General features: G+C 64.0%; 18 protein-coding genes. 9 read left to right on the top strand and 9 right to left on the bottom strand.

Features of this window, described 5'->3' with window-relative positions:
• Positions 1-9: 9 nt before the first annotated feature.
• The 3 genes from YU9_RS0119205 to YU9_RS0119195 form a co-directional block, all read right to left on the bottom strand.
• Positions 10-1,626, bottom strand: a complete 1,617-nt coding sequence (locus YU9_RS0119205; protein ID WP_027574281.1) for a phosphoenolpyruvate carboxykinase — start codon at positions 1,624-1,626, stop codon at positions 10-12.
• Positions 1,627-1,914: 288 nt separating this feature from the next.
• The gene (locus YU9_RS0119200) at positions 1,915-4,509 is read right to left on the bottom strand and encodes a CHAT domain-containing tetratricopeptide repeat protein (RefSeq protein ID WP_027574280.1); all 2,595 of its coding nucleotides are present in this window, start codon (positions 4,507-4,509) and stop codon (positions 1,915-1,917) included.
• A gap of 62 nt (positions 4,510-4,571) precedes the next feature.
• Complete coding sequence (locus YU9_RS0119195; protein WP_027574279.1) at positions 4,572-5,321, bottom strand: HugZ family protein; 750 nt, start codon at positions 5,319-5,321, stop codon at positions 4,572-4,574.
• A gap of 242 nt (positions 5,322-5,563) precedes the next feature.
• On the opposite strand from YU9_RS0119195, the gene YU9_RS0119190 reads away from it, so the two are divergent.
• From YU9_RS0119190 to YU9_RS0119170, 5 genes are all read left to right on the top strand, one after another.
• On the top strand, positions 5,564-6,265 hold the full coding sequence (locus tag YU9_RS0119190; RefSeq protein WP_008542552.1) for a response regulator transcription factor: 702 nt from the start codon (positions 5,564-5,566) through the stop codon (positions 6,263-6,265).
• Between the two features lie 115 nt (positions 6,266-6,380).
• Entirely contained in the window at positions 6,381-8,177 is a 1,797-nt protein-coding gene (locus tag YU9_RS0119185; RefSeq protein ID WP_027574278.1) for a sensor histidine kinase, read from the top strand.
• Entirely contained in the window at positions 8,174-8,698 is a 525-nt protein-coding gene (locus tag YU9_RS0119180; protein ID WP_027574277.1) for an HPr kinase/phosphorylase, read from the top strand. The genes YU9_RS0119185 and YU9_RS0119180 overlap by 4 nt, the downstream gene beginning before the upstream one ends.
• Positions 8,699-8,831: 133 nt before the next feature.
• Positions 8,832-9,233, top strand: a complete 402-nt coding sequence (locus tag YU9_RS0119175) for a PTS sugar transporter subunit IIA (protein ID WP_011090868.1) — start codon at positions 8,832-8,834, stop codon at positions 9,231-9,233.
• On the top strand, positions 9,230-9,547 hold the full coding sequence (locus tag YU9_RS0119170; RefSeq protein WP_027574276.1) for an HPr family phosphocarrier protein: 318 nt from the start codon (positions 9,230-9,232) through the stop codon (positions 9,545-9,547). The genes YU9_RS0119175 and YU9_RS0119170 overlap by 4 nt, the downstream gene beginning before the upstream one ends.
• A gap of 75 nt (positions 9,548-9,622) precedes the next feature.
• Here the strand turns inward: YU9_RS0119170 and YU9_RS0119165 are convergent, their stop codons facing one another.
• Positions 9,623-11,248 carry a glycosyltransferase family 39 protein gene (locus tag YU9_RS0119165; RefSeq protein WP_027574275.1) on the bottom strand — a complete coding sequence of 542 codons (1,626 nt, stop codon included), beginning with the start codon at positions 11,246-11,248 and terminating at the stop codon, positions 9,623-9,625.
• A gap of 126 nt (positions 11,249-11,374) precedes the next feature.
• Between YU9_RS0119165 and lepA the strand changes: the two genes are divergently transcribed.
• Both lepA and YU9_RS41845 read left to right on the top strand, forming a co-directional pair.
• Complete coding sequence (lepA, locus tag YU9_RS0119160) at positions 11,375-13,186, top strand: translation elongation factor 4 (RefSeq protein WP_027574274.1); 1,812 nt, start codon at positions 11,375-11,377, stop codon at positions 13,184-13,186.
• A gap of 537 nt (positions 13,187-13,723) precedes the next feature.
• Complete coding sequence (locus YU9_RS41845; RefSeq protein WP_051380435.1) at positions 13,724-14,398, top strand: alpha/beta hydrolase family protein; 675 nt, start codon at positions 13,724-13,726, stop codon at positions 14,396-14,398.
• 147 nt (positions 14,399-14,545) lie between these two features.
• On the opposite strand, the gene YU9_RS0119150 is transcribed toward YU9_RS41845, so the two are convergent.
• The 4 genes from YU9_RS0119150 to YU9_RS0119135 form a co-directional block, all read right to left on the bottom strand.
• Entirely contained in the window at positions 14,546-14,962 is a 417-nt protein-coding gene (locus YU9_RS0119150) for an SRPBCC family protein (protein WP_027574273.1), read from the bottom strand.
• 186 nt (positions 14,963-15,148) lie between these two features.
• The gene (locus YU9_RS0119145; RefSeq protein ID WP_027574272.1) at positions 15,149-15,679 is read right to left on the bottom strand and encodes a hypothetical protein; all 531 of its coding nucleotides are present in this window, start codon (positions 15,677-15,679) and stop codon (positions 15,149-15,151) included.
• 67 nt (positions 15,680-15,746) lie between these two features.
• Positions 15,747-16,700, bottom strand: a complete 954-nt coding sequence (locus YU9_RS0119140) for a tetratricopeptide repeat-containing protein (protein ID WP_027574271.1) — start codon at positions 16,698-16,700, stop codon at positions 15,747-15,749.
• Positions 16,701-16,889: 189 nt separating this feature from the next.
• On the bottom strand, positions 16,890-18,146 hold the full coding sequence (locus YU9_RS0119135) for a serine hydrolase (RefSeq protein WP_027574270.1): 1,257 nt from the start codon (positions 18,144-18,146) through the stop codon (positions 16,890-16,892).
• Between the two features lie 339 nt (positions 18,147-18,485).
• On the opposite strand from YU9_RS0119135, the gene YU9_RS0119130 reads away from it, so the two are divergent.
• A complete protein-coding gene (locus tag YU9_RS0119130; protein WP_084298997.1) occupies positions 18,486-19,466 on the top strand; it encodes an ABC transporter substrate-binding protein in 981 nt (326 codons plus the stop codon).
• 86 nt (positions 19,467-19,552) lie between these two features.
• Positions 19,553-20,014 carry a GNAT family N-acetyltransferase gene (locus tag YU9_RS0119125; RefSeq protein ID WP_027574268.1) on the top strand — a complete coding sequence of 154 codons (462 nt, stop codon included), beginning with the start codon at positions 19,553-19,555 and terminating at the stop codon, positions 20,012-20,014.
• Between the two features lie 133 nt (positions 20,015-20,147).
• On the opposite strand, the gene YU9_RS0119120 is transcribed toward YU9_RS0119125, so the two are convergent.
• Positions 20,148-20,345 carry a hypothetical protein gene (locus YU9_RS0119120; protein WP_027574267.1) on the bottom strand — a complete coding sequence of 66 codons (198 nt, stop codon included), beginning with the start codon at positions 20,343-20,345 and terminating at the stop codon, positions 20,148-20,150.
• Positions 20,346-20,438 lie beyond the last annotated feature (93 nt).

Below are 20,438 nucleotides of genomic sequence, written 5' to 3'. Positions count from 1 at the left end.
GCGGCGACCTTACTCCGCCGCCAGCTTCACCTCCGGCGCGGCCGCACGCACCTCGGCATCGACCTGGGCCTCGAACTTGGCAAAGTTCTTCTGGAACATGCCGACCAGCGCGCGGGCGGTCTTGTCGAACTCGTCCTTGTCCTTCCAGGTGTCGACCGGGTTCAGGATCTCGGCCGGCACGCCCGGCAGCGCGGTCGGGACCGCGAAGCCGAAATATTTGTCGGTGCGGAATTCGACGTTGCGAAGCGAGCCGTCGAGCGCGGCGGTGAGCAGCGCGCGCGTCACCTTGATCGGCATGCGGCTGCCTGTGCCGTACTTGCCGCCGGTCCATCCCGTGTTGACGAGCCAGCAATCGACATTGTGCTGGGCGATGAGGTCGCGCAGCATGTTGCCGTAGACGCTTGGGTCGAGCGGCAGGAAGGGCGAGCCGAAGCAGGTGGAGAATTCCGGCTGCGGCTCGTTGCCGAGACCGCGCTCGGTGCCGGCGACCTTGGCGGTGTAGCCGGAGAGGAAATGATACATCGCCTGCGCCGGCGAGAGCTTTGCGATCGGCGGCAGCACGCCGAACGCGTCGGCAGCGAGCATCACCACGTTCTTCGGCTGCGGCGCGCGGCCGGTGCGCGAGGCGTTCGGGATGAAGTCGAGCGGGTACGCAGAACGCGTGTTCTCGGTCTTGGAGCCGTCGTCGAAATCGACCACGCGGGTATTCTCGTCGAGCACGCAGTTCTCGAGCACCGCGCCGAAGCGGGTCGATGCCGCGTAGATCTCCGGCTCGGCCTCCTTCGACAGCTTGATGCACTTGGCATAGCAGCCGCCCTCGAAGTTGAAGACGCCGTTCGGGCCCCAGCCGTGCTCGTCGTCGCCGATCAGCGTGCGGTTCGGATCGGCCGACAGCGTGGTCTTGCCGGTGCCTGACAGCCCGAAGAAGATCGCGGTGTCGCCCTTGGCGCCGACATTGGCCGAGCAGTGCATCGGCATCACGCCGCGCTCGGGCAGATAATAGTTCAGCGTGGTGAAGACCGACTTCTTCATCTCGCCGGCATAATAAGACCCGCCGATCAGGACGATCTTGCGGGCGAAATCGATCGCGACGACGTTCTCCGAGCGCACGCCGTGGCGTTTAGGATCGGCGCGGAAGCTCGGCATGTCGATGATGGTGAGCTCCGGCACGAAGGTCGACAGCTCGATCGCCTCGGGGCGGATCAGAAGCGTGCGGATGAACAGCGAGTGCCAGGCGAGCTCGGTGAAGACGCGCGTCTTGATCCGGTAGGCCGGGTCGGCGCCGCCATAGAGGTCCTGCGCGAACAGGCGCTTGCCTTCGGCGTGCTTGAGGAAGTCCTGGTAGAGCGTCTCGAACTGCTCGGAGGTGATCGACTGGTTGCCGGCCCACCACATCTTCTTGTCGGTGGTGGCGTCACGCACCGTGAACTTGTCCTTCGGGCTGCGCCCGGTGAACTCGCCCGTGTCGGCACAGAGTGCGCCGTCAGCAGACAGCACCGCCTCACCCGCCGAGAGCGAGTGTTGATAGAGTTGTGGCGCACCGAGGTTCCAGTGAACCTGCGTGAGATTCTTTAAGCCGAACTTGTCGGCGCCGAAGGCACCGTTGCGCACGCCCGTCTCTTGCACGAAGAAAATCCTCCTAGAACCCGCGACACTCAGCGCGACCAAAGTTTGGCGCCATCGCGGTCACCGTGATCATGGGCCGTTCGGCCTCGGCTGAACGACGTAATACTGATGAACGCTGGCGTTGCCAAGCTGATCCCGCAGGATTTGGTTTATTCAAGGACCGCGCCAAACGTCGCGCATGTCAGCTCTGAGCAGGTGCATCGAGAAAAGTACGAATGATCGCGCAACCAAATGCGCGTTTGCGCGTTACTTCCGGTTATTGCGACGCACAATCCATATAGCAGCTTCCTATTGTACCTCGCCCTCGCCGATCAGCGCGAACGGTCCCCACATCGCGGGATAAGCATTGCGCGGTGACGAGGCGTCGTCGAGATAGGTTAACATCGCGCGGCGCAAGGCTTCGGCACGACCGATCTTCGGCTCGTTCTTGAGCAGCTCGAACGTCGATGTGGTCAGGCGGGTCGCAGCTTCCGAATCCACGGCCCAATGCGAAACCAGCAGCGCGCGGGCACCGGCATAGAAGAACGAGCGCGCCAGTCCCGACAGCGCCTCGGCGCCGGGCTTGTCGCCGGCGATGGTGTTGCAGGCGGACAGTACCACCCAATCGGCGTTGAGCTTGAGCTGAGCCACCTCGCTCGCGGTCAGAAGACCGTCGTCGAGCTCCGATGGCTGGTCGGGAATGGAGAGCGCAAGCGAGGGTTCACCCAGTCCCTTGACGTCGCCGGCAACGAGGCCGTGGGTGGCAAAGTAGATGATGCCGTATTGGGCAAGCGCTGCACGCTTGAGCGTCGTTTCGCTGGCATCGCGTCCGAGATGGATATCGGCATCAGTGGCGCCGACGTTCCTTGCCACTGCGTTCAGCTCATCGGCGGTATCGGGCAGTTGCGGCAACGCCTGCGCCAGGCGCGCGCGATCGACACCTGCGCCGCGCCAGAAGTCGGCATAGGCAATCGTCGCGATGTTGCGCGTGGCGATCTTGCCGCTCGCGACGCGCCGGTCGGCAGGTCCTTCGGCTGCAGGGTTGAACACGGGATCGCCGAAACCGGTCATCGGCTTGACGTCTTGGTCCCTGCGGGCAAAGGCGCGCAGCGATTTCAGGCTGATCACCGACGGCAGCACCGAGACGGCCTGACGCCGCGGCAGCCAGGCGGCGTCGCGATAGCCCTCGAGCCGGTCCGGGATCGCAGCCTGCGGCTTCTCTGTGACCAGCAGATGAAACGGCAATGCGGTCAGCGCCGCCGACGGCACGACCAGCAGGTTGCGCTTGTCCTTCGTCAAGGCCTCGACCGGGCCGAGCAGCGCGACATAGAGCTCGCTCGCAAGCGCAAGATCGAACAGGCCCGATTTGCCGGAGGCATCGCGCGCCTTGCCGACATCGAGTCCCTTGCGGAAGGCGGACACCTTTTGCGCCAGCGCGTCCGCTCCGAGAGAGATTTCCTTCCAGTCGACGCCCTCGCGCGTGATCGCGATGACATAGCTCTGCTTGTCGACGACGGAATAGATCACCATCGCCTCGTCGGCCGAGAGCAGCGGCTGGATGTCCTTCACCGTCAGCGGCAGCGGGTTGGAGAGCGAGGAATAGTCGGGAAACTCGACCGCGAGCGTCTTCTGCAATCCGTTGCGCGCACTCGCGATCGCCGCGATCCGCGCGCGGCTGCGCTGCTCGGCCGCGACGTCGCGCTGGGCGGACTGCTTCGACACCGCAGCGATGATCGCCTTGTCGAGCGCTTCGGACTCGGCCGCGAGATCCTGATCCTTGCGCACGAGCTCGGCGAGCCGGTCGCTGCCGGCGGCGAGCCGCACCGCGAGCTTGTTCACGGCAGAAGCGGCAGAAGACTGCGTGCCGCGCTGGATCGCACCGAGCGCGTCATCGAGTGCCTTGTCGCTTGCCAGCAGCGATTGCTGCCCCGCGGCGAACAGGATCGGCAGCACGACACGCAGCTGCGCACGATTGGCGGCGAGCGTCTTCTGCGCGAATGGCAAAGCGTCCGCAGTCCGTCCCGTCGCCTGCAGGAATTGGGCGAGATTGCTCGTCGACGTCGCGACATCGGGATGATCCGGTCCGAGGGCACGCTCGCGGATCGCCAGCGCGCGGCGATAGAGCGGTTCGGCCTCGGCATCGCGCTGCTGGTGCTGATAGAGCCCGGCGAGATTGTTGAGCGAGCGCGCGACGTCGGGGTGTTCCGGCCCCAGCACCTTTTCACGGATTGCGAGCGAGCGCTTGATCGGAGCTTCGGCATCGGCGTCGCGATTGAGGTCGCGATCGACCTGACCGATGTTGTTCAGGACGGTCGCAACGGCGGGATGCTCAGGGCCTGCTGCCTTCTGATAGATCGCGAGCGCCCGCTGGAACAGCGGCTCGGCATCGGCAAAGCGCTCCTGCTTCACATAGAGCGTGGCGAGATTGTTGAGGGCCCGGCCGACATCGGGGTGCTCGCGCGACAGGCTCCTTTCGCTGACGGTCAGCGCGCGCTTGAACAGCGGCTCGGCTTCAGTGAAGCGGCCCTGCCGCTGATACAGCGCGGCGAGATTGGTCAGCTCCGGCGCGATCAAGGCGGTGTCGAGGCCGAGGGATTTTTCCAACAGCGCGATGGCCCGCTTGTAGATCGGCTCGGCGAGATCGTCGCGGCCCTGGCCGGCATGGACCTGGCCGAGATTGTTGAGCGCGGCGGACAGTTCGCGACCGTCGTTGCCCTTCTCCAGGCTCGTAACCATCGCCTGCGCGAGCGGAAGTGCTTCGGCATATTTGCCGGCGCTCATGAGCGCGTTGATCCGCGCGCCCTGTGCGGCGGGACTGGCCTTCTGGGCGAGAGCAGGCGGCGCAAATGACGTGGTGATCGCGAGTGCCAGACCTGCGGCCAATGCCAAACGACGATGCGTCATGAACCCTCTCGCTGCCAACCCGGACCGGTTACGATCTGGGTCGCAGGGACGGGCGGCGGCGTTCAAGGCGTTGCGCCCTGGTCCACCTTCATGCGCGCTTCGCCAGCGAGGCGAACCAGCATCTTGCGCAGCGACGGGCCATCCGTCACCCGCTCCGGGAAGTCCAGCCGCAGCGTGGTTTGGCCGTCCTGCATGTCGAGGCCTTCCGGGTCACAGCCGGTGCAGCGCCAGTCGCCCGCGGCGGCGCTGAGGAGCTTTGTGGCATAGAGGTTCATGGCATCGCGATGGTCGGCGTTCATGTGCGCGACGGCGCCCTCTTCCGCGGCCAGCAGGTCCTCGGCACCGGTGAGGTCCGTCAGGAATTGCTCAGGCTTGAGATCGACGATCCGGCCGAAACCCGCGACCAGATGGGTTCCCGTGGGCCGGATCCGGAAGAAAGAGAAATCCTTAAAGGAAACAAAGCCGTCTGCCGACGGATGGGCACTGAGATACCGTCGCTGGAGCAGATCCTTGTCCGCAGCGGCCTCTTCCGCCCGACCTGACAGCATGATCCGGGCGCCTTCCAGGGGATCGCCGGCCGCACGCTCGTCCAGCATCAGCGAGACCCGGCTGTCCGCAAGGATGTTCCGGGTGTGCACGGCGAGACGCGAGATCAGAAGGATCGGCGAGCCATCGGGGTGGCTGGCTAGATTGACCAGGGAACAATAGGGATCGCCGCTGCCGGCCATCAGCGTCGCCAGGGCGCCCTGCCGGGACCGTCGCAGCAGCGATTTGGCGAGCTTTCCGGGGTCGAAATCGGGGGTCGGTTGCATCGGCTTTCTCGGGTCAGGTGGTTGCATGGGGGGCCTTGTTTCGGGTAAACGGGGGCCCGGTTATGGGTCGAGATGCGGCGAATCTGCCGTGTTTCGTGGAACTTGGTCACACTTCAGCCCAGCTTGCATTGCTCGGTGACAAGGTTCGAATGCCGAGTTCGGCACCCATGTATGCGGCGCATCACTGATTGCTCGCCGTTTCAAGCCACGACCCAAACGGAAAGCAGAAAGCAGAGAGGCTCATGCCCACAATCGCTTTGGTCGACGACGACCGCAACATTCTCACATCCGTCTCGATCGCGCTGGAAGCCGAAGGCTACCGCATCATGACTTACACCGACGGCGCCTCCGCGCTCGACGGTTTCCGCACCACCCAGCCCGATCTTGCCATCCTCGACATCAAGATGCCGCGCATGGACGGCATGGAGACGCTGCGTCGTCTCAGGCAGAAATCCGACCTGCCGGTGATCTTCCTCACCTCCAAGGACGAAGAGATCGACGAGCTGTTCGGCCTCAAGATGGGCGCCGACGACTTCATCCGCAAACCGTTCTCGCAGCGCCTGCTGGTCGAGCGCGTCAAGGCGGTGCTGCGCCGCTCGGCGCCGAAGGACCCGACGGTTGCGCCGAAGGAGAACGACGCCAAGGCGCTCGACCGCGGCCTGTTGCGCATGGATCCGGAACGCCACACCTGCACCTGGAAGAACGAGCCGGTGACGCTGACCGTCACCGAATTCCTGATCCTGCAGGCGCTCGCGACCCGGCCGGGCGTGGTGAAGAGCCGCAACGCACTGATGGACGCCGCCTATGACGACCAGGTCTATGTCGACGACCGCACCATCGACAGCCACATCAAGCGGCTGCGCAAGAAGTTCAAGGTGGTCGACAACGAGTTCGAGATGATCGAGACGCTTTACGGCGTCGGCTACCGTTTCAAGGAAGCCTGAGGCGGCGGGCGCCCTCTACGACGACGAGAGCATCTCCGGTTCTCGTTCCATCGGAACCAGGATCGCTCTAGGATGCGGGACCTTCGCACGAGCTGTCCTAACGCGGGCGTAAGCATTGCTTGACCGAACGCAGCCTGACCCAAACCAGAGCGCCGGGGATGTCGCATCCACCGGCGTTCCGGAGCACGTCACTGATGATAAGCCGCAGGGCTGGCGACCGCTGAACTGGCTGAAACGCGCCGGCCAGTTCTTCTTTGCGCTGTCCTTCTCGAGCCTGACCCGCCGCATCGTCTCGCTCAACCTCGCCGGCCTCGTCGCGCTGGTCGCGAGCATCCTGTACCTGTCGCAATTCCGCGCCGGCCTGATCGACGCGCGCGCACAGAGCCTGCTGGTCCAGGCCGAGATCATCGCCGGCGCGATCGCGGCCTCCGCCACGGTGCAGACCAACGCCATCACCATCGATCCCGACAGGCTGCTCGACCTCAAGCCGGGCGAGACCTATGGTGGCTCGGACGAGTATTCGCCGCTGGACTTCCCGATCAATCCGGAGCGCGTGGCGCCGGTGCTGCGCACGCTGATCTCCCCGACCAAGACGCGCGCCCGCATCTACGATCCGAACGGCAGCCTGCTGCTCGACAGCCGCAACCTCGAAAACGTGCTGCGCTACGACCTGCCGCCGCCGGCCGAGAAGCCTGGCATCGTCGAGCGCGGCATGGTCGCGGTGCGCACCTGGCTGAACCGCGGCGACCTGCCGCTCTATCGCGAGCTCGGGCCCGAGAACGGCAATGGCTATGCGGAGGTGGGCGACGCGCTCCAGGGCCAGAAGCGCTCGATGGTGCGGGTCAATGCGCGCGGCGAGGTGATCGTGTCGGTCGCGGTCCCCGTGCTGCGCTCGCGCGCGATTCACGGCGCCCTGATGCTGTCGACGCAGGGCGACGACATCGACCAGATGGTCACCGCCGAGCGCCTCGCCATCCTGAAGGTCGGCGGCGTCGCCGCCGCCGTCATGATCATGCTGTCGCTCTTGCTCGCGAGCACGATCGCCGGGCCCGTGCGCCGGCTCGCCGACAGCGCCGAGCGCGTCCGCCGCCGCATCAAGGCGCGCATCGAGATTCCCGATTTCACCCGCCGCCGCGACGAGATCGGCCATCTCTCCGGCGCGCTGCGCGACATGACCAGCGCGCTCTACAGCCGCATCGAGGCGATCGAGATGTTCGCCGCCGACGTCGCCCATGAATTGAAGAATCCGCTGACCTCGCTGCGCTCGGCGGTCGAGACGCTGCCGCTGGCGCGCAACGAGAACAGCCGCGCGCGCCTGCTCGAGGTGATCGAGCACGACGTCAAGCGGCTCGACCGGCTGATCTCCGACATCTCCGATGCCAGCCGTCTCGATGCCGAATTGCAGCGCCAGGACGCGATCCCGGTCGACCTGCGCCGCCTGCTGACGACGCTGGCGTCCGTCGCCAATGAAACCAAGCTCGGCCACGACGTCGCGGTCGAGACGCGCTTCGAGGGCCGCGGCCCGACCGACACTTTCTCGGTGATGGGCCACGATTCTCGGCTCGGGCAAGTGATTTCCAATCTGCTCTCCAATGCACAATCGTTCTCGGAAGCCGGCAGCAAGGTGCGCCTCACCTGCCGCCGCGTGCGCGGCGAGATCGAGATCGTGGTCGACGACGACGGCCCCGGCATTCGCGACGACGCGCTGGAGCGCATCTTCGAGCGCTTCTACACCGATCGTCCGCATCAGGGCTTTGGCCAGAACTCCGGCCTCGGCCTGTCGATCTCCAAGCAGATCGTCGACGCCCATGGCGGGCGGATCTGGGCGGAGAACCGTCCTGGCCCGCTGGATGCCGAGGGCGCTCCGACGGTTTCCGGCGCGCGCTTCGTGGTGAGGCTGCCGGCGCTATGAGCGACGGCGAGCCCAGCGTTCACGCCTCCGCCGTCAAGGTCGGGAATTTTGCCGTGCTGATCCGTGGGCCATCCGGCTCCGGCAAGTCGCGACTTGCCTTTGATTTGATCATGGCAGGACGCGCTGGTGTGGTCGAAAGAGCCGTTCTGGTCGGTGATGACCGTGTCCATCTTGCGACAGTCGGCCACGAAATTGAGGTCCGCCCCGCGCCGACATTGGCTGGCCTGATCGAGATCCGGGGCCTGGGGATCCGCTGCTGCGAGTTCGTGGAGCATGCGACCGTCGGCCTCGTGGTCGATCTGGACGCGGCGGATGCGGAGCGCCTGCCTGCGGCCGAATCCCTGAAAACCAGCATTTCTGGTGTCGAAATACCGCGAATCCCGGTCCCCCGCGACTATTCGCCCCTCCCCCTGGTTGTTGCGGCCTTGACCACTACCAAGAGTTCATCTTCCGTTAACCCTTCTGCCGATTGTTTGAAGGGAATTGGTAACCATATGAAGCCCACTATCGCGACCGAATAGACCGGCGCAGCTCCCCTTATCCATCCGTCTATATTCAGGGAGATACGCAACATCCCCTCTTGCGCGGGGGCTCTGGATGGTCAAAGTGGCGCGTTCGTGCGGTGCACCAAAAGCGCCCGCGAGGAGTTTTCCGATGATTGGTCTAGTACTTGTGACCCACGGGCGCCTTGCCGACGAATTCAAGGCGGCGCTTGAACATGTCATGGGTCCACAAAAGCAAATCGAAGCGATCACGATCGGCGCCGAGGATGATTCCGATCTCTGCCGAAGCGACATCATCGAGGCGGTCAACCGCGTCGATTCCGGCGACGGCGTTGCGATCCTCACCGACATGTTCGGCGGCACGCCCTCGAACCTCGCAATATCCTGCATGAGCCGGCCCAAGGTCGAAGTGCTCGCGGGCATCAACCTGCCCATGCTGGTGAAGCTCGCCAAGGTGCGCGAGGAGCGGGCGCTGCCGGACGCGATCGCGATGGCCCAGGAAGCAGGCCGCAAATACGTCACCATCGCCAGTCGCGTGCTCGCCGGCAAATGAGCGACGAGGCGCCACAAGCGGGGACCGGCGTGCCCGCGGGCGCGATCTCCAAGGAGCTTCTGATCATCAACAAGCGCGGCCTGCATGCGCGCGCCTCGGCGAAATTCGTCCAGGCGGTCGAGCGCTTCGACGCGCAGGTGTGGGTGACACGCGGCGGCGAGACCGTCGGCGGCACCTCGATCATGGGCCTGATGATGCTCGCCGCGGGTCCCGGCACGACGATCACGGTGGCGGCGGCAGGTACTGACGCCGAAGCCGCGCTCGCGGCGATCACCGAGCTCGTCGAGAGCAAGTTCAACGAGGAAGGGGTTTAGACCCCCAACGTCATTCCGGGATGGTGCGACAGCACCAGAGTTCGATGCTGCGCATCGCCCCGGAATGACCTTCGGTCACTTCCCCGGCGGCACGATATAGACGTTCCAGCTCATTGCCGGGCCGGCCTTGCCGTGGGTGAAGCGCCGCGTGGTCATCACCATGCGCTCGGCGTTCGGCGCGGTCTCGGATACCCATTTCTCGAACTTGGGCAGGCGTTCGTCGGTCGCATCGAACACGCCGATGAAGCCGTATCTCTTGACGTCGTCGAGCGAGGTCAGCCCGGAGGCCCAGGCTTCGTTCGGCGTGAACGGGCTGGGGTGATCGGGGCTGTAGAACACCATCGGCTGAATCGTCTCCATCGTCCCCACGACGACGGCCCAGCGCGAGGCAAAGCGCGCGTGCCAGGACTGCGTCAGCTCGCGCGCCAGCTCCGAGCGCGCGCCATAGGTCGCGGTGTTGCCGGCATTGGCCGCCATCTCGCGCGCGGCGATCCAGGGCGAAGCTATGAGCGTCGCGGCGCTGAGCACGAGCCAGATCGCGGCGATGTTGAACAGCACGGTGCTCTGCACGCGCAAGGTCGGGATCGCGACCAGCGCCAGCGGCACCAGGAAGAACAGCGAGATGCCCCAATCGGTCTTCATGTAGATGCTGAACACCAGCGCGCCGAGCGGCGGCCCGAACGCGACGATGACCTGGATGATCCAGACGTTCAACGCCTGCGGGACATTGACGCCGGAATTGGCGCCGCGCGCCCAGGCGCGCGTGACGATGCGCGAGGGCGCGCGCAGCAGCAGCTTGACCCAAGGCCGCACCAGCGCCATGGCCAGCGCCGCGATCGCCACCGGCAACGCCAGCAAGCCCAGATTATGCAGCGCGTAGCCGGCGACGAGCTGGTGCACCTGGGTTTTGTCCTGGAGGCTGTAGGTGTCGCCGGCATAGGTCAACGGCACGAAATGCGCATCCGCCAGCCAGACGATGTGCGGGATCATCGCCGCGACCATCGTCGCGATCGCCACCCACGGCGCCGGCGACGACAGGAAGCGCAACCGGTCGGGATGGATCAGCGCAGCAAGGCCGATGGCGCCGATCATGGTCAGCACCCAATATTTGGTCATCAGCGCCAGCGCACCGGCAAGCCCGAGCAAGATTCCGGATTGCCAGCTTCGCTTCTCGAATGCGTTGAGATAAGCGAGCACCAAGAGCGGCAACGTGACGAGCTGGAGCAGGTCCGGGTTGTACTTGAAGCCCTTGAAATTGAAGATCGGGTAGAGTGCGATCATCACCACGGCCAGGAACGCGCGCCGCGCATCCACCACGCGCAAGCTCACGAACCAGCAGATCACCATGCCGACGCTCACCGTCGCCATCGCGAGCGCATAGGTCGCCCAGTCCGCCGCCGGGAACACCTTGAACCAGAGGCCGGCCACCCAGCCCGACAGCGGCGGGTGCTTGCCGTAGCCCCAGAGGAATTTCTGGCCCCAGCCATAGGCTTCTGCGACGTCCATGTGAACGTCCTGCGCCGCCTTGAGATTGATCAGGATGAAGGTCCAGAGCACCGCGTGCAGGATGGCGAGCTGGATCACCAGCCACAGGCCCGCCTCGGGGCGGACCGCGCAGGCAACCAGCCAGGCCCGGAAGCGGTTGTAGCTCAAGCGGGTCTTCGCCCGCGCTCTGGCCGTGGGAAGAGAGGTCGTCGACATGGGCTTGGACATGGGCCGCTTGCTAGCGCGTTTTGGGCGTCCGTGGAATCAGCTTGGCGTGAAGAAAGGCCCTGAAAATACAGCAATATGGTTGCCGCACGGGGATGTGAGTGGTATCCCGCGCCCATGACGACCGTCCCCATTTCCAACATCCGCAACTTCTCCATCGTCGCCCATATCGACCATGGCAAATCGACGCTGGCCGACCGCCTGATCCAGATGACCGGCGGCCTCTCCGACCGCGAGATGGCGGGCAAGGAGCAGGTGCTCGATTCCATGGACATCGAGCGCGAGCGCGGCATCACCATCAAGGCGCAGACGGTGCGGCTCTCGTACCGCGCCAAGGACGGCAAGGATTACATCTTCAACCTGATGGACACGCCCGGCCATGTCGACTTCGCCTACGAAGTCTCGCGGTCGCTGGCGGCGTGCGAGGGTTCCCTCCTGGTCGTCGACGCCAGCCAGGGCGTCGAAGCGCAGACGCTCGCCAACGTCTACCAGGCGCTCGACAACAATCACGAGATCGTTCCGGTCCTGAACAAGGTCGACCTGCCCGCGGCCGAGCCCGAGAAGGTCAAGCAGCAGATCGAGGACGTCATCGGCATCGACGCTTCCGACGCCGTGATGATCTCGGCCAAGACCGGCCTCGGCGTTCCCGATGTGCTCGAAGCCATCGTCACCCGCCTGCCGCCGCCGAAGGGCGATCGCGACGCCACGCTGAAGGCGCTCTTGGTCGACAGCTGGTACGACGTCTATCTCGGCGTCGTCGTGCTGGTGCGCATCGTCGACGGCACCATGAAGAAGGGCCAGCGCGTGCGCATGATGGGCACGGGTGCAGCCTACGACGTCGAGCGCGTCGGCTTCTTCACGCCGAAGATGCAGCAGGTCGAGGAGCTCGGCCCCGGCGAGATCGGCTTCATCACCGCCGCGATCAAGGAAGTCGCCGACACCCGCGTCGGCGACACCATCACCGACGACAGGAAGCCGGTCGCCGAGATGCTGCCAGGCTTCAAGCCGGCGATCCCCGTGGTGTTCTGCGGCCTGTTCCCGGTCGACGCCGACGATTTCGAGACGCTGCGCGCGGCGATGGGCAAGCTGCGCCTCAACGACGCCAGCTTCTCCTTCGAGATGGAGACCTCCGCCGCGCTCGGCTTCGGCTTCCGCTGCGGCTTCCTTGGGCTGCTGCACCTCGAGATCATCCAGGAGCGGCTGTCGCGCGAGTTCGATCTCAACCTGATCGCGACCGCGCCGAGCGTCATCTACAAGATGAAGCTCACCGACGGCCAGGAGATCGAGATCCACAATCCCGTCGACATGCCCGACGTGGTCAAGATCGCCGAGATCGACGAGCCCTGGATCGAGGCGACCATCCTCACGCCGGACGAATATCTCGGCAGCGTCTTGAAGCTGTGCCAGGACCGCCGCGGCTCGCAGAAGGAGCTCACCTACGTCGGCTCCCGCGCCATGGTGAAATACGACCTGCCGCTCAACGAGGTCGTGTTCGACTTCTATGACCGCCTGAAGTCGGTCTCCAAAGGCTACGCCTCGTTCGACTATCACCTGACCGACTACAAGCCGGCCGATCTCGTCAAGATGCAGATCCTGGTCAATGCCGAGCCGGTCGATGCGCTCTCGATGCTGGTCCACCGCACCCGCGCGGAAGGGCGCGGCCGCGCCATGGTCGAGAAGATGAAGGAGCTGATCCCGCCGCACATGTTCCAGATCCCGATCCAGGCGGCGATCGGCGGCAAGGTGATCGCCCGCGAAACGGTGCGCGCGCTGCGCAAGGACGTCACCGCAAAATGCTACGGCGGCGACATCACGCGTAAGCGCAAGCTTCTGGAGAAGCAGAAGGAAGGCAAGAAGAAGATGCGGCAGTTCGGCAAGGTCGACATCCCGCAGGAAGCTTTTATTGCCGCACTGAAGGTGGATAGCTGACGAGGCGCGGGACGCTTCGGGTGTGACGAGGCTCGGTCCTGTTAGCCGAGGCCCGCAAGCAAAAAATGCGAAAACAACCCCATGCACAGTAGCCACCCCCTTGGCGGAATTGTGTTTTTCGATTTACCGAAATCGGTTTGACCCGTCGGGCAAAACAGGGGTATAGTGGCATCATCGCAGCGGGTGTGAGATAGGCGCCTGTCCGCATGCAGCTCGTAGGATGGGTTGAGCTCTTGCGAAACCCATCGCCCTCAGCGGCGGACGCACTATCTAGTGACTCTTGCTCGATCCGATCTCCAGCATGAAGCTTGACGGGTTTCGCTTCGCTCCAGCCATTCTGCGCGCTAGGATGAGCCCGCACTGGCATGCACCTGCATAATTTCAAGTATAAATCATTCAACCCAACGGAGTTATTTCATGATTCATTCAAGCATCACGCGTCGCAGACTCCTTGGCGCTGCGGCAGGCTCGGCCTCAGCAATAGCATCAGGCGCATTCATCGGTCCGGCCCGCGCGCAATCGACACAAAGAACCTATGTGCTCGTTCCCGGCGCGTATTACGGCGCCTGGTCCTGGCATCGAGTCACGGAACGCCTGCAGAAGCAAGGTCATCGCGTGTATCCGCTGACGCTGACCGGATTGGCAGAGCGCTCACACCTTCTGAACAAGGACATAACCCTCGACACGCACATTGCCGACATCGCCAATCTCGTCGAATGGGAAGACCTGACGGACGTCTGCCTCGTTGCCCATTCGTATGGCGGCTGTCCGGCATCCGGCGCGCTCGAACGGATCGGAAGCCGGGTGTCCTCCATCGTCTGGGTCGATGCACTCAAGCCCGCGGACGGCCAGTCGTTTCGGGACCTCGTTCCCTTCCCCATCGAAGAAGGCGCGATCAGCCGTCCGGCTCCCAAGGCGCTTCCTCCGAATGCGTTCAACGATCCGAAGGATGTGGCCTGGGTCCTGTCGAAGGTCACCCCACACCCCGTCGGCACATTCCTGCAGCCGGTCAAACTCTCGGGCGCGCGCGAAAAGGTCGCCAAGAAAACCTACATCCGCCTGCCGAAATTCCAGGCGGCTGCCATGGACAAGGCCGCAGCGGAGTGCAAGGCGGACAACTCCTGGACCGTCCTCGAAAACACCACGTCCGGCCACTCGGTCATGATCGTCGAGCCGGATTGGTTGACGGACGTGTTGACCAAAGCCGCGTGAGATCGGTCTCATTTAGCGGGATGGGTTTCTGGGGTGGGTAAAGCGAAGCGTGTCCACCCGCTTGTGTGCGGTCGGGAAGAGTGGTGGGCATGGCGCTCCGCGCGCCTTTGCCCACCCTAAGAAAGCCGTGCTCGCGTAGGCGCAACCTCACAGCATCTTCTGCTTCCCCTCGACGTACCTTGCGAAATTGTCGAGGATCGCCTGCCAGCCACTCCGCTGCTGCTCCTCCGAGTGCGTCGTTTCGCCATCAAACACGACGCGGACGACAACGCCTTTCGCGCCCGGCACGAACTCGACCTCGGCCTTGCGATCGCCAAAGGCGTATTCGATCCGCCTCTGCTCGACGATTTTCGTGTAGGTGCCGGCGAAGTCGAAGCCCATGCTGCCGTCCTTGGCTTCCATCCGCGACGAGAAGGCTCCGCCCTCCCGCAGGTCGACCGTCGCCTTGGTCGTATGCCAGTCGTCGGACGCCGCATTCCACTTCACGATGTCGGCAGGCGTCGTATAGGCCTGCCAGACCTGATCGATGGGGGCTGCGACGCAGGTTTCGACGGCGATCCTCATGGGTATTGCTCCAGTTCGATTTTGACGGCCCGGGGTGACATCGATTCGTCCGCGCGGGATCCATGCACCGCTCGTGCGGGACATGTCCATCCAAGGACGATCGAGACCCGTCGATGCCGACATGATCGAACCATCAATACGATAAAAAAGCGGCCTGAGGCGCGCGCGCCCCTGCCACAGTCAGCATCAGCAGATCTTTTGAAAACGCGCGCGCCACCGCGATGCCTTGATCGGCGGTAGCACGTAGCTTTTACCTTCGGCGGAGACCCTCAGGGGCCGCCCGGACCCCAAAAGATCGAGGACGCGGTCTTCCAGCACCCGCCATTGATCATCGGCAAGCCCGGGATGACCAAGGTCCGCCTGGTTGAACATCGAGGTGCTCGGCGGGAACGATTCGGGACCGGCATATGTGAAGCCGGCGAAATCCATCTGCGTCTTGCCGTTGCCGATCCTGATCGAGGCCTCGGTGTGCTCCTGTGTCGGCGCGTTGCCCGGATAGACCGCATCCAGTTCGAAATGCGAACCGCAGCCGATGCGGAATATTGTCTTGCCGCGCGGGTCGGAAAAGACGAGCCATGGCCGATCCTGGCGGTCCATTTCGAAGGTCCATGCGCCGCTCCACATGTCATTCGATGGGGCGCCGGCCGCCGTTGCGGCAGACAATCCGAGCCACGTCAGGGCGACGACAAGTTGGAGCAGTCTTGCAGGCTTCGTCATGGCCCCTCAACGCGATCCGCTGATGATCCTCACACCAAGGATGTCCCGACCGGCCGGGCCGACCTGCTCAGATCGGCCTTGTCTTCCCCCGAATGGCCATCGACCGTTTCAAGACTTGCTCGGCATCGGCATAGCGGCCCTGATCCTTGTAGAGACCGGCGAGATTATCAAGAACGCCGGCGAGATCCGGATGGTTGGGGCCGAGGGTCTTCTCGAAGGTGGCCACCGACCGCTTGAACAGCCGCTCGGCTTCGGCGCTGCGCCCCTGACGCGCATAGAGCGCAGCCAGATTGTTCTGTGCCTGCGCGATGTCGGGATGATCGGGGCCGAACGCCTTCTCGGTCACCACCATCGACCGCTTCAGCAGCCGCTCGGCATCGGCATAGCGATGCCGATTGATATAAGCGTCGGCCAAATTGTTCATCAGCACCGTGGCTTCGGGATCGTCGGGGCCGAGCGCTTTCTGGAGCACGGCGAGGCCTCGCTTGAACTGCGGTACAGCCTGATCGTACCGGCCCTGATTGCTGTAAACGGCGCCGAGGTTGCTCAACGCCAGCACGATCGACGGATCATCGCTTTTCTCGCTAATGGCGATCGACCGCTTGAGAAGCGGCTCCGCTTCCGCGTAACGCTCTAACGCGCGATAGAGATCGCCCAGATTGTTCAGCACCATTGCGACTTCGGCATGATTCGGACCGAGTGTCTTCTCCCGGATGGCCAGCGCGCGCTTGTACAGCGGTTCGGCAACGGCGTATTGGCCGAGATTGTAATGGATCGTGCCGAGGTCGTTCAGCGGCATCGCGACGTGCGGATCATCAGGGCCAAACTCCTTCTCGCGAAGGGCCAGCGACTTCTGGGCCAACGGCAGCGCTTCCATGTACTTCCCGGCCCGATAAAGTTCCTTCATCTGCCGCGTGAGCGTGCCCGCCTCGTCCTCTTCGGCATAGGATGGCGCGCCGAACGACAGGCTCAAGGCAAGTGCAGTGACTGCAACGCAGATCGATGCTTTCAGGGTCCTCATCGCGCCTTCCCTCGTCGCTGCTATCGGGACTTACGCGCCGTTGGTGCTCCCGGAAGCCGGACAGGTTCAATGCAGCCGCGGCGCTGACGGGCCCGTCACCGGACGGTCGCCAAGTACCGGCCAAGAGGACGAACGCGACCGACCGCGCGACGGTGCGGCCGTATGCCGCCGGCGGGCGTCATCACTTCATCATTGTCCCAGCTGCTGAAGCACGGCGAACCACAACGCGAGCGGCTCCCTGAGCGCGCCCGGCTCGGACGGCTTTTGGCGAACGGCCGTGTGCACCATGACGAGCTTGGACGCGGGATCGACCAGGATGACCTGACCGCGGATGCCGAGCAGGGCAAATCGGCGCTGCTCGCCGGGAAGGAGCCACACCTGATAGCCGTAGCCGAAATAGGGCGTGGCCACGCGCGGGGCGAGATGGCCGTCCGCCGGCCGCACGGTCGTTGCATCCAGCAGCCATTGCCGTGGGATCAATTGACGGCCTTCCCAGGCGCCGTCATGGGCGAGTAACCGGGCCAGGCGCGCATAGTCGCGCAAGGTCGCGTTGAAGCAGCAAAAGGCGATCTCCTGCCCGCTCCCGTCGATCGCCCACGAGGCATCCGCTTCGGTGCCGATGGGGTCCCAGATCCGGTCGTGGAGATAGTCGGCAACCGGCATGCCCGTAGCGGCGCGCAGGACCAGGCCGAGGATCTCGGTTTCAACGCTGGCATAGTGGAATTTGGCGCCTGGCGGTGCGGTTCGGGTGTTGAACTGCGCGACGATGGCAGCGGGATCTTTCGGCGCGTCGACGAACAGGGCCCGCCCAAGCCGGGCGATGTCGTCGTGCCCATCATAGACTTCCGAGAATTCGACGCCCGAAGACATGTTCAACAAGGCGCGGATGGATGTGTTGCCAAATTCCGTGCCTGCAAGGGCGGGGACGTAGGTCGAGACGAGGTCGTCGATCGACTTGATCCGTCCCTCGGAGACCGCGATCCCGACCAGCATGGCCACCAGCGTCTTCGCCATGGACTGCGAGACAAAGCGGTCGTGGTCGGTCCGCGCATATTGATAGTGCTCGTAGAGGATGGTGTCGTCCCTGGCGATCAGGAGTCCCGTCACCGGGTTGCGCTTGAGGTAGTCCGCGATGCTCAGCCGTTCGGTGCCAAAGCTGTAGGCGATCGATGGCTCCGGCGCGCGCTTGAATTGCCACGGCGCGGTCGCGCGACCGATCGGACGCGAGGGGTAGATCTCGCCGAAATGGCTGTAGACCCCGACGAGCTTGTCGAGCTGGGGGGCGGCTCCCCGCGTGCCGACCGGATAGCCCTCGGCCGCGCCGTAGATATCGGCATCGGGACCGCTATCCGAAAAGACCGGCCCTGGATCGCCGGGCGAGCTTCGGCCGTCCTGTGCGTTTGCCAGGGGCGCCGAGAGCACGAAGACGACAATGACGGGTAACAAAAACCCGCGGCAACCGCGCGGCCGGCAGAGCGCTCCCCAATGCATTGTCCTTGCCTCACACGTTCTTGCGTGTGCGCCTATGAGAACAACCTCGCAGGCCGATGACGAAAGGATGCTATCACTGGGCGTAGACGGTGTCAGCATGTCGCCCGCAGGCTCGTAGGAAGGGTTTCGCTTCACTCTACCCATCCTACAAGCTTCACTCCACGCGCTGCGGCGGACAAGTCGCTACGCGTTGGCCGGGTAGCCAACCTCTGCCAAGCCCTTTCTGATGCCGATTCTGTTGGTGCACCATCGCCTCTTGTGATCAGATAGTTTTGGGGGCGCGAGAGACGTCAAATGAGGCGACGGAAGTTTCTGGGCTTCTTGGGAATGGCGGCTATATCGGCGCGCGAAGCATTTGCTCAAAAGCGCGTTCCGGTCGTGGGGTTCGTCGGATTTGCCACGCCGGAAATCGACAATGCGACGCTCGTTCCCTTCCGGAAGGCGCTCGTCGAGCTGGGCTATGTGGAGGGCCGCAACATCGTCATCGAGGCCCACTCGACGGCCGGCGATGTTTCGCGTGGTCTGGCATGGATCGACGATCTGGTGGCCAGACAAGTGGATGTCCTGCTTTCGCCAGGCCCAGCCGCAGCACGCGCGATCGTCAGGAAGACCAATATTCCCGTTGTCGCCGTGGCCTTGCCTGCGGTGCAAAGCGACCCTGAATTGTTTCAGAGCCTCGCCCGGCCGGGCGGCAGTCTCACCGGCTTCGCTGCGTTCGGCGAGGAGATGTCGGCCAAGCGCATCGAGATGATCCGGGAGATCCTGCCCTCGCTGAAGCGGATCGGCGTCTTGAACAATGCGACGGACCCGACCTTCAGCGCCTGGGGCGCGCAAACCGTCGAGGAAGCACGACGCGCTGGGCTGGAGCCGGTGCGCCTCGGACTCACAAGCGCGTCGGCGGCGGCGGTTGCCGAGCAATTCAACGTGCTCGCGGACGCGGGCGGCAGCGCCGTGATCGTCATTCGCGACTACATGACCGCCGCCATGCAGGACGCAATTTGCCGTATCGGCATCGACATGAAGATCGCTGTCATCGGGCAGCAGAGGGAGTTCGCGCACGCCGGCGCTCTGATCAGCTATGGCGCCGACATCGGAGACCTCTTTCGTCGCGCTGCGGGTTATGTCGATCTGATTCTGAAGGGACAAAAGCCTGCAAACATGCCAATCCAGCTACCAACCAAATTCGAGCTGGCCGTCAATCTCAAAACTGCGCGTACGCTTGGAGTGACGATCCCGCCCACCATTCTCGTGCTGACGGACGACGTGATCGAGTGAAACGCCGTTGAAATGTCCCGCTGATTACCGCGGCTATGGGCAGGCTCAACATCCAGTCATTCGCGAGGACTTCGGTGGAGCAATTCATGGAATGCAGCATCCGGCCCGCGCTCGACGATGACGCCGAGGCCATCAGCGCCGTCATCTTGCGTGCGCTGCGCGAGACGAATGCGAAGGACTATACGGAGGAGATCATCGAACGGGTCGAGCGCAGCTTCGGCCCAGACGCCGTGCACCGACTGATCGGGCAACGCACTGTTTTCGTCGCCACCATTGGCAGCCGCCTCGTTGGAACGGCAAGCCTCGACGGAAGCGTCGTCCGCACCGTCTTCGTTTCTCCCGACGTTCAGGCCCGCGGGATCGGCAAGCTGCTGATGGCTGCGATCGAGCGCACTGCGCGTGAGCGAAACATCCCGTCCTTGACAGTCCCTTCGTCAGTCACCGCGGAGACCTTCTATGCGCGACTGGGGTTCAACGCCGTGCGCGACAGCTATTATGGCGACGAACGTACGATCATCATGGAGCGATTGCTCACTGACCGGTCCTAGCGCGTCGGATGGGTTGAGCTCTCGCGAAACCCACCGCTGGACGGCGGGTGCAGCATCCGGCAATTCTTAGCTCGATTGTGAGGATAAAGTTCGATGGACTTCGCTTCCGCTCTACCCATCCTACGAACTGTACCTACTCCACGCCTCGCTGCGCGATCCTGATCCCATCCGCGATCCGGTCACTTGGGTGCAGCGCGACGCGGTCGCCGGCGGCGAGGCCTGAGAGAACTTCGGTCGTGCGGTTGTTGCGGTGGCCGATCTGGACGGGGACGGTTTTGGCGCGGCCGTTGTCGTCGGTGAAAACGGCCCACTGATCGGCTTTCCGGAACAAGGCGCTCCGGGCGGTGCACACTGGCCGCTAGACGATCTGCAGCAAGTCAGTCGGATAGGAACAATCGGTGAACTCCGCCGTTCGTAGCGCGAG

Origin of the sequence: Bradyrhizobium sp. WSM1743, from assembly GCF_000473065.1 — a bacterium.
Taxonomy (GTDB): domain Bacteria; phylum Pseudomonadota; class Alphaproteobacteria; order Rhizobiales; family Xanthobacteraceae; genus Bradyrhizobium.
This window is presented reverse-complemented; position numbering and strand designations above follow the sequence as displayed.